Origin of the sequence: Bradyrhizobium acaciae, assembly GCF_020889785.1 — a bacterium.
Classification (GTDB): domain Bacteria; phylum Pseudomonadota; class Alphaproteobacteria; order Rhizobiales; family Xanthobacteraceae; genus Bradyrhizobium; species Bradyrhizobium acaciae.
The window spans coordinates 1-11,436 of sequence record NZ_JACMYK010000199.1 but is presented as its reverse complement, the minus strand read 5'-3'; the positions used below and the strand labels follow the sequence as shown (position 1 = coordinate 11,436).

Here is an 11,436-nt window from a genome sequence, read left to right as displayed (position 1 = left end):
TAGGTCCCCTCAAGGTGCTACGGAACGCTCGCCTCACATCGATAACTTGGCCGGCTTCACGGCGACGTTAATTTTGCCGTCCGTGCAAATACCGACGATGAAGCTCGTCAAGGACGACGCATCACGACATCACGGTCAGTCTCACAAGGACAGGCCCTTACCACCCGGACGGGAAAGAGCCCGTTCCACCGGTCATCGCAATTTGAACCAAATACGATCGAGCGGCCATTAAGTCCGGCGAAACATTCGCGACCATGACGCCCGTTGCATCACAACGCGATCGCCCATGGGTTGAATCCCTTGAAGTGGTCAAGCGCACGCAAAGCAAAGGCGGCGGAGTTTCCTCCGCCGCCCCGCTATTCGATGTCTGTCGCGGCTACGCTTAGCGGAGCAGCTGCAGAACGCTCTGCTGCGACTGGTTGGCCAGCGCCAGCGCGGACACCGCGATCGACTGGCGGGTCGACAGCGCCTGGCTGTTGGCCGCTTCCTCGTTGGTGTCGGCCAGCGTCAGGTTGGACGAGCCGGTCTGCAGCACGTTGATCAGGTTCTTCGAGAAGTCCTGGCGGATCTGCACGATCGACAGGTTCGAACCGAGGGTCGAAGCCTGGGTGCGCAGCAGGCCGCTCGCGCTGTTGAGCGTCTTCAGCGTGGCGTTGGCCGAAGCGTTGTCGATGAAGTCCGTGCCGGCGGTCAGCTTGGTGAGGTTCAGACCGGAGGCATCGAAGGTCACGCCCTGGATCTTCAGCGTCGAGGAGCCCGTCTCGTTGAAGGTCAGCTTGAGCTGATCGCCATTGAGCAGGTTGATGCCGTTGTACGAGGCGTCCTGGGCAGTCGTGGTGATCTGGTCCAGGATGTTGTTGTACTGGTTGACCAGGTTTGCGCGGTTCGACAGGCCACCCGGATCCTGCACCGGGGCGCTGCCCGCCAAGCCGTTGAACAGCTTGCCGGCGCCGGCCGCCGTGCCGCCGATCGTGCCGATGGTCGCGGAAGCAGCATCGTTGGTGGTGCTGATGGTGAGCGCACCGCTCGCGCTGAGCGATGCCTGCAGGTTGTTGGCCGACAGACGGGTGTTCAGGTCGTTGAGGGACTTCACCTGGCCAGCGCCGCTACCGAACGTAATGTTGGTGGCGGTACCGTTGCCGGTCGCGCCGATCGTCAGCGTCAAGCCATCCAGCGGCGACGGCGTCGCCACGGTGCGTGCGGTTGTTCCGGCCGTAAGACCGAAAGCGGCCAGCCCGGCGCCGGAGATGTTGAGATCCTGGGCGATGCCGGTGCTGATATGGAGCGCGCCGGCCGACACGGTGGAGGCGGTGGTCGCACCGGTGATGCCGTCGATCGCGGTGAGCAGGTCGCCGACCGTCAGGTTGCTGCCGGCGCCGGTGCCCAGCGTCACGTTGCCGGCCGAGTCGGTCGTCGACGTGGTCTGCGAGGTCGAGAACGAGATCGTCTTGCCGTTGACGTTGATGACACCGGTCGGGGTCGCCGCCAGCGTATCAGAGTTGGCCGCGGTGACGAGCTTGGTGGCGGCCGTGACCGGCACGGGCGTCGAGAGATTGTTGTTGACGACCGTACCAGCAAGGGTGGCATTGCTGTAGGTGGCGGTACCGCGGATATCGTCGGTGGTGGCGCCGGTGATCGTGGCGGTCGTCACCTGCGACTTCTGCGAAAAGCCGACCGCGGCCTGCAGCGCCTGGTTGGCGACCGACTTGGCGCTGTCGACGAGCTTCTGCAGCGATGTGATGCCGGTGTTGGCGGCCTGCAGCACCTGCACGCCGTTGCCGATGCCATCCAGCAGGTTGTTGATGTCGCTGGCGCGGTTGTCGAGCGACTGCGCCGTGAAGAAGTTGGTCGGGTTATCGAGAGCAGTGTTGACCTTCTTGCCGGTGGACAAGCGGTTCTGCGTGGTGGCGAGCAGGTCGGCCGTCGACTGCAGCGAAAGCAGATTCTGACGGACCGATGCTGAAAGAACGATGCCGGACATACTGATACCCTTCTGGATGAACACGATTGACGCGACGCCGTAACTTTCACACGGCGACCCACGCCACACTGGTCCGTCCGCGCTACCCGTTCGTTAAAGCGCTGCTCCGTACAAATACCCAGAACGGCTTTGCCGGTAATACTACGGCTGCCGACGCAAACGCGCGGCGTCACGGCGCGTATCCGCCACCGCGGTCTATGTCGCCGCAGCGAATTTGTCCCCGCATTTGCGAGACTTGCCGCATCCTGGCGCTGCCGGCCGGATGCTTCGAAAACCGAAATAGCGGTCACGACCAGACGTGGTCGGGAATCGTTTAGAGTTAATGGAAATCAACAAATGCGAGACAATGCCGCAACCGTATCGTCTGCGATGCCTGCCTTTCGAATCGACCGAGATCGCCGCGCAGGCCGATGCGATGCCAACCGTCTGCCCCCTAGAGGGTATAAGGTTCGCACTACAACCCTTGTGCAATTGGACAGGCAAGCTATGTTCGCGGTCCACACGCCAAGAGTAGGTGATGCGAGACTGTAGTGCTCCCGCCCTCGGCAGGAGCTCCAATGACCGCGGTAACGCGCCCGCCCAATCGTCTGTTGCAAGCACTTCCCTCCACGGAGTACGCGCAACTTCATCCCCATCTGGAAACCGTCGACCTGACCAAGGAAACCGCGCTCGCCGATGCCGGCACGCCGGTGCAGCGGGTTTATTTTCCGCACAGCGGCGTGGTCTCGATGATGGTCAATCTGACCGACGGGCAATCTGTCGAGATTGCAACCATCGGTCGCGACGGCGTCGTTGGCGGTTCCGCCGCCCTGAATGAGCGACCGCCGCTCGCCGACGCGATCGTGGTGGTCCCGGGCACCGCGTCGATGCTGCGGGCGGAAGATTTCCGCGAGGCTGCAAATCGCAGCGCGGATTTCCGGGCCTTGGTCGCACTCTATGAGCAGGCACTGATGGCGCAGACGCAACAATCCGTCGCCTGCAACGTCTCCCACCCGGTGGAGGCGCGGCTGTCACGCTGGTTGCTGCGCGCACGCGATCTGTGCGGCAGCGAGGCCTTGCCGCTGACCCAGGAGATGCTGGCGCAGATGATCGGCGTCCGGCGCAACGCGGTGTCGATCGTCGCACATGGGTTCCAACAGGCCGGCATCCTGCGTTACAGCCGCGGCCAGATCGAAATCACCGATATCGACGGCCTGCGGAAAGCGGCGTGTGAATGCTATGCGACAGTCAAGGCGCACGCCGAACAATTGATCGGGCCGGAAGATTGACGGGGCGCGCCGCACCTGTGCTGACCGGCCTGACAACACAAACGTGATCACGCGGGCGATAGCCGTATTCCTAATGGAACCAAGATATGTTTCCATTGGAACCCAGACATGCCAGAATAAGTTGCAGGGACGTCCCGCTGCACGCGTTAGCCCTGAGGCCCAGAGACAAGCTTTGCCGGCAGGCAGGAGGTTGCTTTGGATAAAGTTCCGCGATCACCGAACGGATTCCTGTCGTCGCTGTCGGAGAGTGATTTCGACCTGATCCGGCCGCATCTGCGGACGGTCGACCTCGCCGCCGATTCCGTCCTGACCGAGTCCGACGAGATGCTCAAGCGGACATACATGCCGCACAGGGGCGTAATCTCGCTGGTGGTCAAGCTCGCAAGAGGCGAGCGCGTGCAGGTCGCGATGGTCGGCCACGACAGCATCTACGGCGCATTCGCCCCGCTCGTCGAAGGGCCCGTCTTGAACAACGCCACCGTGCTGGTGCCCGGCCTCGCCTCGACGGTTGAGCTCGAGCCGTTGCGGGCGGCTGCCGGCCAGAGCCCGACGCTGCGCGCGACGTTGATCCGGCATGGGCTCGCCGTCTATGCCCAGGTCCAGCAGACTGCCGGCTGCAACGCCGCGCACACCGTGGAGTCGCGGCTGGCGCGTTGCCTGCTGCACACACGCGACCTCTCCGGCAGCAACAAGATCGTCCTGACGCAGGAAGCGATGGCACAGATGATCGGCGCACGCCGCAACAGCGTGTCGCTGGTCGCGCATACCTTGCAACAGGCCAATTTCATCCACTACAGCCGCGGGCACATCGAGATCACCAACGCGGATGGACTGATCCGGACCGCGTGCGAATGCTACGCCGCGGTGAAGGCGCAGTATGCGGGGCTGCTGAGTTGCCAGGAAGCCGGCCGCTAGACTTTTATTGATTTTGACGGGTTTTCTTCACGCGAACCGGTCCCCGCTTGGCTCGAAAGCGCTCTAACCGTCGCTCAAGCCGTACTTCTACGGCGTGCGATCTTCACCGTCGGATAACGCTGAATCCCCAGAGTCGGATCAACACACGGGGGAGCCGATGTTCACGTATCAGACGACCGACCGGAAGGAGGCTCGGCGCTTCCGTATGGCCCAGTTCAACGGCCGCCCCGCCACCATCCGGTCCGCCGGTGCGACCGTCACGGGACGCGTGCGTGCGATCGTCGAAAGCAGGTCCGGCGCGACGGCGGCATGGGTGGTCACGATCGTTCCGGACGAGCCGAAGACAGCTGCGCCGGCCAAGCGGCCCGCGCCGCGCCTGTGCTTCGCCGCGGAAGACGATTTCTGACAATCAGCTCTGGCGAACCGGCATCTCAGGCGGAATGCAACAAGGCCTTGCGGACGAGGTCGGCGGTGTTGCGCGCACCGAGCTTGCGCATGGCCTCGGCGCGATGACTCTCGAACGTGCGCGGGCTGATGTTCATCCGCAGCGCGCCCTGCTTGTTGGAATAGCCGTCGCTGATCAGGCTGAGCACCTCACGCTCGCGCCTGGTCAGCGGCTTGCGGCCGGCTTCCGGCGCGAACATGACGTCAGGCGATCGCGCGCCCGCCGGCTTGTCGTCGCCCGGTGGCTTGAGATCGGTGGTTGGAAGCGCGTTCGGATAGATGTCGGAAATCTGCTTGAGCATCGCGGACACCCGCTCGGTCTGCTCGAGCGCGTTCTCGATCACCTGCCGCAGATAGACCCCGTTGCCGGGCGCGTGCGCGAACTGCTGACTGTGCTGCTTGAGCTCATTCATATAGAGCAGCAACGCCGTCACCGGCCCGTTGAACTGGCGGACGATCGCGGCGCCGGTCTCCGCGGTCACCTGGGGTCGCGGCGGAGCGGCGCCCTGAAGCTCAGGCGGCGGCGTTTCGAGCGTCGCGGTTCCACCCATCCATGTGGGAAGGCGGGCCTCGGCGCGGTTGTCGTGTTGCGTCATAAGTATGGTTTACCAAAGGTGAACTTGTGGCCGCGTTAACAACGGACTCCGTAAAACTACGGGTGACGCAACTGTGACCTCGGGCCCCGACCTGCCGAGCAGGCGCAGATTGCCGCTGATTTGGCAACGAATCTCGCATATTTGAGTCGAATTACAGTATTCTTACGGGATTGGCCGGTCATTTCATCCCGGCGGCAATCGCAGGTGGGAATTTACCGACCCCGGCTCTCCCGAGTGCGTCCCACACTCCCGGGTTTCAGGTTGCAAAGCGCCGGGATCCGCACAGCGCCTTGGACATCAAGGACGCCGCAACCGCAGGAACTTCTCCAGGAACCGCCCCGAAAGAACGAACCTGAACCACCAATACGCCATTCGCCGGGTCGTCATCGATCATCCCTCCGGGCATCGGGATGGCATCGGCATACCGCGCGCTGGAGCCCGCGCGTATGAGACGGTTCACATCGGCCCACCGGCATCGGATCTGGACCAAGTCAGGCGAATGTCGATTTACAGCCCCGGCGCTCGCCGCAATGATCGCCGCCTCTCGATCAACAACAAAAGGGCGCGACGATGAAGCGAGAGCGGAACGGGCGACACGGATCCTGGATGATGATTGCGGCGCTCGCCGCAGCACTGCTGTTCAGCACGGGCGCACAGGCCCAGACCGCGCCGGCCGGCGATGCAACGCCGGCATCCGACAACGAGATCATGATCACGATCTTCCTCAAGCATGATCAGTCGCGCCCACTCGGCGAACTCAACGCGCAGCTTGAGCGGCAGGGCTTCTACAAGGCGTTTCCGCCCGAAGGTGTCGAGATCGTCAGTTGGTACGTGATGATGGGGATCGGTCAGGCGGTGACGTTGCGGCTGCCGGCATCGCGGCTGCGCGAGGTCAACCGTGTCATCGAGAGCAGCGCCTGGGGCGCCTACCACACCGAGTTCTACCCGACCTATGACTACAAGGCGGTCGGGATCGGCAAACACGACAAGGCAAGGCAATAACGGATCGCGTCGAGATCGGAATTGAAGCCACGGCCGCGCGCCGGACTTGCCGGTTCTGGTTCAATCAGAACCGGCTCACACTCGCTCCGATGCACCACTAGGCGTGGGCCCGCGAGCGTTGGCTCAGCCGCTTGGCCAGTGTCCGCAAATCCTCGCGGCGCCCGCTGCAAAGCAGGCGGCTGAATTCGTCGGGATCGATGGAGGCAGGCGGGACGTCGGCCGAGCTGCGGGCGTCGCGGCGTAGCCAGGTCAATCGGAAGAGACGCTTGAGCATCTTCATGGTTAGCCCCGATGAGCGTCATTGTTAAATCGCGGTAATGGAATTTGGTTCCGCTCCTTGTGGTCGGCCGGCGCAAAAATTGGTTCAACGCAATCAGGCGAGCAGTGCCTTGCGCGTTTGCACCCGCGCAATGGAGCGCTGCACCGCGGCCCGATCCAGCGATCCGTCCCGCACTGCACCCGCGACAGCCGCGGCGATGCCGGCCATCTCCTGCTCCTGGTCGAGCAAATTGTTGCCGATGCAGATCATGTCCATGCCGGCAGCGATCGACTGCAGGCTGGCCGCGCTCGTGCCGAGCGCTTTCTGCAACCCCTGCATCTGCATGTCATCGGTGATCAGCAACGTCTCCGGCAGGCGGCGGCGAAGCCGGCCGATCCCGGCAGACGACAGCGTCATCGGATGCTGCGCGTCCCACTCCCGGACGATAGCGTGGCTGACCAGCACCGCATCACCGAAAATGCATGGGGCCAGCGTGGTGAACAGCTCTTCCTGCTCCGGCCGCCGCGCGACGGAAATCTCCATGAACTCCAGGTGAGAATCGACGTCCGCGCCGCCGATGCCCGGATAATGCTTCAGGCAAAGGCCGACGCCTGCCTGCCGCGCCGCAGCGTCAACCAGACGGGCATTGGCCTCGACCTCACCGATGTCGGACGAATAGGACCGCTTGATCTTGCCGATGTTGGGATTGTCCGGGTTGTCATCGACGTCGATGACGGGCGCGAAATTGTAGCGGATGCCGAGCCGGCGCAGTTCGGCATAGCAAGCAGCCAGGATCGTCTGCTTTTCCGCCAGTGTAAGCCGGTTGAAATCCTTCGCGCTCGGCAGCGGCTGAAAGCCCAGGCCATCCTTGAGCCGGCGCACCAGACCCCCCTCCTGGTCGATGAAGACCAGCGGCTGCGACGGCAGCGCAGCGATCTCGGCGCAGAGCGACTGCACCTGCGCGGGCGATGTGATGTTGTTGTCGTATTGCCGGGTCTGACACGAGTAATCGAACAGGATTACGCCGCCGAGCCCGAACTGCGCGGCAAACTCCGTGAGCCAAGGCGGAATGACCTTGCCGTGGAAACCGAGGATGAAGAGTTCGCCGACCGACATCGCCGCTCGCTTATCGAATACACATGGAATCAGCCTCTATCGACGGAATAGCACGCCGTGGCGGCGGTAAGAATATGACGCAGCTTGCTGCTCGACTGCGTTCGCCGTGCTCGCGTCACTATGTTAAGACACGCCCGCATGCCGGATCGCGCATGCCACAGCACAAGAAACGTCGGAAACCGCCCATGACAGCACCTTACGTTCCGCAAATGGCCCTTTACCGGCAATGGCTGAAGGAGACGCGCGGCCTTGCGTTTGCGGATTTCGACGCGATGCGGCGCTGGTCGGTCACCGAGATCGACGCCTTCTGGCAGAGCGTCTGGGATTATTTCGATCTGCGCTCGCCGACGCCGCATTCGGCGGTGCTCGCCGAGCGCAAGATGCCGGGCGCGGTGTGGTTTCCCGGCGCCTCGGTGAATTATGCCCGCCAGGTCTTCCGTCATGTCGCGCCGGCGCATGCCGCGGGGCTGCCGGCCCTGATCGCGAGCGGCGAGGACGGCAAGCTTTCGGAGACGAGCTGGCCGGAGCTGCAGCGCAAATCGGCGGCTCTTGCGCTGGATCTGAAGGCCAGGGGCGTCCGCGCCGGCGATCGGGTCGCGGCGTACCTGCCGAACATTCCGGAGACGATCATCGCGTTTCTGGCGACCGCCAGTATCGGTGCGATCTGGAGCCTCTGCGCGCCCGACATGGCCGCGCCCGCGGTGATCGACCGCTTCAAGCAGATCGAGCCGAAGGTGCTGATCGCCTGCGACGCCGTGACCTATGCGGGCAAGCGCCATGACCGGCAAGGCGTGGTCGAGGAGCTGCGGCGCGCGCTGCCGACGGTTCAGCACGTCATCCTGCACTGCGATGCGGCGCAGTCCGAGACACGGCTGTCGTCCATCCTCGCCGGCCAGAGCGCGGAGATCGACGCCTTCGAGCCGGAATGGCTGCCGTTCGATCACCCGCTCTGGATCGTCTATTCCTCCGGCACGACGGGATTGCCGAAGCCGATCCTGCACAGCCATGGCGGCATCATCGTCGTGGCGCTGCCGCTCTCGACGCTGCACAACGACATCGGTTGCAGCTATCAGCCGAATTCGTTCGGCGAACGCTTCCACTGGTACTCGTCGACCGGCTGGATCATGTGGAATTGTCAGGCCAACGGCCTGCTCAACGGCACGACCTGCTGCATCTTCGACGGCAGTCCCGGCGGCACCAAGGACAAGCCGGACTGGACCACGCTGTGGCGCTTCGTCGCCGACGCCAAGGCGACTTTCTTCGGCGCCGGCGCGGCGTTCTTCGCCAATTGCACCAAGGCGGAGATCGACCTCGCTGATGTCGGCGATCTTTCGGCGCTGCGCACGCTCGGCTCGACCGGCTCGCCGCTCTCAGCCGACACGCAAGCCTGGTTCAACGAGCGTTTTGCCGCGCTGTCGAAACGCAACGGCAACGCGGCGCAGGCCGAGATGTGGTGGGCCAATATTTCCGGCGGCACCGATTTCGCCGGCGCCTTCATCGGCGGCAATCGCGAACTGCCGCAGACGCCGGGCATCATGCAATGCCGCCTGCTCGGCTGCGCAGTGGAGGCGTTCGACGAGCAGGGCCGCGCGGTGATCGACGAGGTCGGCGAGCTGGTCTGCACCGAGCCGCTACCGTCGATGCCGCTGCGCTTCTGGAACGATCCCGGCAATGCGCGCTATTTGTCGAGCTATTTCGAAACCTACCCCGACAATTTCGACGGCTCCGGCCGCGGCCCGGTGTGGCGGCATGGCGACTGGCTCAAGATCAATCCCGACGGCTCCTGCGTGATCTACGGCCGCAGCGACGCCACCATCAACCGCCATGGCCTGCGGATGGGCACCAGCGAACTCTATTCGGCGATCGAGGCGCTGCCGGAGGTGCTGGATTCGCTGGTCGTCGACCTCGAATATCTCGGCCGCGACAGCTACATGCCGCTGTTCGTGGTGCTGCGCGAGGGCGTTGCGCTCGATGCCGAGATGAAGGCCAAGATCAACAAGGCGGTCGAGGCCGGGCTGTCGCGCCGATTCCTGCCCAACGACATCTTCGTGGTGGCCGAAATTCCGCGTACGCTGTCCGGCAAGAAGCAGGAGCTGCCGGTCAAGAAGCTGCTGCTCGGCCACGCGATCGAGAAGGTCATCAACCGCGATGCGATGGCCAATCCGGGGTGCCTCGACTGGTATCTCGACTTTGCCAAGACCTATCTGAGCAAGCAGGCCGGCGCGGCGTAAGCGATCGCACCATCCGTCAGCGCAGCCTGCTGCGCCATGGCGGCGGCGCGAGGGCCGCGCGCAGGTGCTCCACGAAGGCCTGCGTGCGCCTCGCCCGCCCGCCCCGGCCGGGATTGAGCAACGCGACGATATCGGCCGGCGGCAGGCGATGGTTCGGCAGGACGCGCACCAGCCGGCCACCGGCGAGATCGCCAGCAACATCCCACTCAGACCTGACGATCAGGCCGTGGTCTGCCAGTGCCCAGGCCTTCACGACCTCGCCGTCATTACTCGACAGCATCGGCTCGATCCTGACGACATCGGGCTCCGACCCGGCGCGCTTGCGGGTGAACCGCCAGAGCGTCACGTCCTCCTCGTTCTCGCGCAGCGCGATGCATTGATGCCCGCGCAAATCCTGCGGACGCGACGGCGTGCCGCGGCGCTTCAGATAGGACGGCGAGGCGCAGAGGATGCGCTCGTTTGGCGTGAGGCGCAGCAAGCGAAGCGTGGAATCTTGCAGGGAGCCGATGTGGATCATGACGTCCCACGCACCGACAGCGGCGCGCCCCGGCCGATCGGACAGATCGAGCTCGACGGACACGTCGGGGTGCCGGGATTGAAAGGTCGCAACGACCGGAGCGATGTAACGGCGCCCGAAGCCGAGCGGCGCACGAATCTTCAGATGGCCCGAGATGGTGCCGCGACGCGCCTGCAGCGCTTCCGTCAGCTCCGTCGCATCGTCGAGCAATGCGCCGCCGCGCAGCACCAGCAGCTCGCCCTCATCGGTCAGCGTCAGCCGCCGGGCCGAACGGCCGACCAGCTGAACGCCCAGCCGCTGCTCGAGGCTCTGCAGCCGCTGCGAGACCGCCGATGGCGTCACGTCGAGCGCTCGCGCCGCAGCCGCCAGCGAGCGGGCCGCAGCGATGGCCAGGAAGAAGCGGATGTCGTCAGTCGAGATCATTAAGCCCAGACTTAATATAAGAGTGACCTCCGGTAAATTGCGCTTATCATGGAAAACATTAGTCTCGCCGCATGTCATCAGCCCCGGTTCCGACAACAACGCATCCCCTCGCCGGGATCGAGACGCCCTGCCTCGTGCTCGACGAAGACCGGATGCTGCACAACATCGCGCGCCTGAAGACGCGGCTGGCGGGGCTCGGCATGCCGCTGCGCCCGCATCTGAAGACCGCGAAATCAATTGTGGCGGCACGCGCCGTGATGGACGGCCCAGGCGGCCCGGCCGCGGTTTCCACGCTGCAGGAAGCGGAGGTGTTTGCCGCGGCAGGCGTCAAGGACATCCTCTATGCCGTCGGCATCGCGCCGCAAAAGCTCGATCGCGTCGCTGCGCTGCGGCGGCAGGGCGTCGACCTGTCCGTGGTGCTCGACAGCATGGAGCAGGCGGCCGCCGTCACCACGATGGCGCGCATGACGAACGACCGCATTCCCGTGCTGATCGAGATCGATTGCGACGGCCACCGCGCCGGTGTCGGTGCGCGCGATCCGCTTCTCATCGAGATCGGCCGTGCGTTGCATCAAGGCGACGCCGAGTTGCGCGGCGTCATGGCGCATGCCGGCGAATCCTATTCCTGCCGCAGCGTGGCAGCGCTCGAGCAGGCCGCCGAGCAGGAGCGCGCCGCCGCGGTCG

Annotated in this window: 11 protein-coding genes; 6 read left to right on the top strand and 5 right to left on the bottom strand. The window is 64.3% G+C overall.

The features are described 5' to 3' along the window. Nucleotides 1–382 precede the first annotated feature (382 nt). Nucleotides 383–1,981, bottom strand: a complete 1,599-nt coding sequence (locus H8A92_RS37530) for a flagellin N-terminal helical domain-containing protein (protein ID WP_229200289.1) — start codon at nucleotides 1,979–1,981, stop codon at nucleotides 383–385. A gap of 557 nt (nucleotides 1,982–2,538) precedes the next feature. On the opposite strand from H8A92_RS37530, the gene H8A92_RS37525 reads away from it, so the two are divergent. The 3 genes from H8A92_RS37525 to H8A92_RS37515 all read left to right on the top strand — a co-directional run bounded on the left by H8A92_RS37525 (nucleotide 2,539) and on the right by H8A92_RS37515 (nucleotide 4,570). Continuing rightward, complete coding sequence (locus H8A92_RS37525) at nucleotides 2,539–3,249, top strand: Crp/Fnr family transcriptional regulator (protein WP_229200288.1); 711 nt, start codon at nucleotides 2,539–2,541, stop codon at nucleotides 3,247–3,249. A gap of 195 nt (nucleotides 3,250–3,444) precedes the next feature. After that, nucleotides 3,445–4,164: a Crp/Fnr family transcriptional regulator gene (locus H8A92_RS37520; protein ID WP_229200287.1), complete on the top strand. Its 720-nt coding sequence runs from the start codon at nucleotides 3,445–3,447 to the stop codon at nucleotides 4,162–4,164. A 157-nt stretch (nucleotides 4,165–4,321) separates the two neighbouring features. Continuing rightward, nucleotides 4,322–4,570 (top strand): DUF4175 domain-containing protein, encoded by a 249-nt coding sequence (locus H8A92_RS37515; RefSeq protein WP_163157416.1) that lies wholly within the window; start codon nucleotides 4,322–4,324, stop codon nucleotides 4,568–4,570. Between the two features lie 25 nt (nucleotides 4,571–4,595). Here the strand turns inward: H8A92_RS37515 and H8A92_RS37510 are convergent, their stop codons facing one another. Beyond that, nucleotides 4,596–5,204: a helix-turn-helix domain-containing protein gene (locus H8A92_RS37510; RefSeq protein ID WP_229200286.1), complete on the bottom strand. Its 609-nt coding sequence runs from the start codon at nucleotides 5,202–5,204 to the stop codon at nucleotides 4,596–4,598. Between the two features lie 570 nt (nucleotides 5,205–5,774). On the opposite strand from H8A92_RS37510, the gene H8A92_RS37505 reads away from it, so the two are divergent. Further along, nucleotides 5,775–6,206, top strand: a complete 432-nt coding sequence (locus tag H8A92_RS37505; RefSeq protein ID WP_229200285.1) for a hypothetical protein — start codon at nucleotides 5,775–5,777, stop codon at nucleotides 6,204–6,206. Between the two features lie 97 nt (nucleotides 6,207–6,303). Here the strand turns inward: H8A92_RS37505 and H8A92_RS37500 are convergent, their stop codons facing one another. Both H8A92_RS37500 and H8A92_RS37495 read right to left on the bottom strand, forming a co-directional pair. Beyond that, nucleotides 6,304–6,486, bottom strand: a complete 183-nt coding sequence (locus H8A92_RS37500; protein ID WP_163157422.1) for a hypothetical protein — start codon at nucleotides 6,484–6,486, stop codon at nucleotides 6,304–6,306. Between the two features lie 93 nt (nucleotides 6,487–6,579). Beyond that, complete coding sequence (locus H8A92_RS37495; RefSeq protein WP_229200284.1) at nucleotides 6,580–7,581, bottom strand: glycoside hydrolase family 3 N-terminal domain-containing protein; 1,002 nt, start codon at nucleotides 7,579–7,581, stop codon at nucleotides 6,580–6,582. Between the two features lie 152 nt (nucleotides 7,582–7,733). Here H8A92_RS37495 and H8A92_RS37490 point away from each other — a divergent pair, with 152 nt between their 5' ends. Next, a complete protein-coding gene (locus H8A92_RS37490; RefSeq protein ID WP_274613567.1) occupies nucleotides 7,734–9,812 on the top strand; it encodes an acetoacetate--CoA ligase in 2,079 nt (692 codons plus the stop codon). Nucleotides 9,813–9,828: 16 nt separating this feature from the next. Here H8A92_RS37490 and H8A92_RS37485 read toward each other — a convergent pair whose 3' ends face one another. Then, nucleotides 9,829–10,752: a LysR family transcriptional regulator gene (locus H8A92_RS37485; RefSeq protein ID WP_229200282.1), complete on the bottom strand. Its 924-nt coding sequence runs from the start codon at nucleotides 10,750–10,752 to the stop codon at nucleotides 9,829–9,831. Nucleotides 10,753–10,823: 71 nt separating this feature from the next. Between H8A92_RS37485 and H8A92_RS37480 the strand changes: the two genes are divergently transcribed. Then, nucleotides 10,824–11,436, top strand: a 613-nt coding sequence (locus H8A92_RS37480) for an alanine racemase (protein ID WP_229200281.1), incomplete at its 3' end; no start/stop codon positions are given.

Coding starts and splice junctions, on each gene's coding strand:
- H8A92_RS37530 (WP_229200289.1), bottom strand. CDS start 1,981: ATGTCCGGCATCGTTCTTTCAGCATCGGTCCGTCAGAATCTGCTTTCG.
- H8A92_RS37525 (WP_229200288.1), top strand. CDS start 2,539: ATGACCGCGGTAACGCGCCCGCCCAATCGTCTGTTGCAAGCACTTCCC.
- H8A92_RS37515 (WP_163157416.1), top strand. CDS start 4,322: ATGTTCACGTATCAGACGACCGACCGGAAGGAGGCTCGGCGCTTCCGT.
- H8A92_RS37510 (WP_229200286.1), bottom strand. CDS start 5,204: ATGACGCAACACGACAACCGCGCCGAGGCCCGCCTTCCCACATGGATG.
- H8A92_RS37505 (WP_229200285.1), top strand. CDS start 5,775: ATGAAGCGAGAGCGGAACGGGCGACACGGATCCTGGATGATGATTGCG.
- H8A92_RS37500 (WP_163157422.1), bottom strand. CDS start 6,486: ATGAAGATGCTCAAGCGTCTCTTCCGATTGACCTGGCTACGCCGCGAC.
- H8A92_RS37495 (WP_229200284.1), bottom strand. CDS start 7,581: ATGTCGGTCGGCGAACTCTTCATCCTCGGTTTCCACGGCAAGGTCATT.
- H8A92_RS37490 (WP_274613567.1), top strand. CDS start 7,734: ATGCCACAGCACAAGAAACGTCGGAAACCGCCCATGACAGCACCTTAC.
- H8A92_RS37485 (WP_229200282.1), bottom strand. CDS start 10,752: ATGATCTCGACTGACGACATCCGCTTCTTCCTGGCCATCGCTGCGGCC.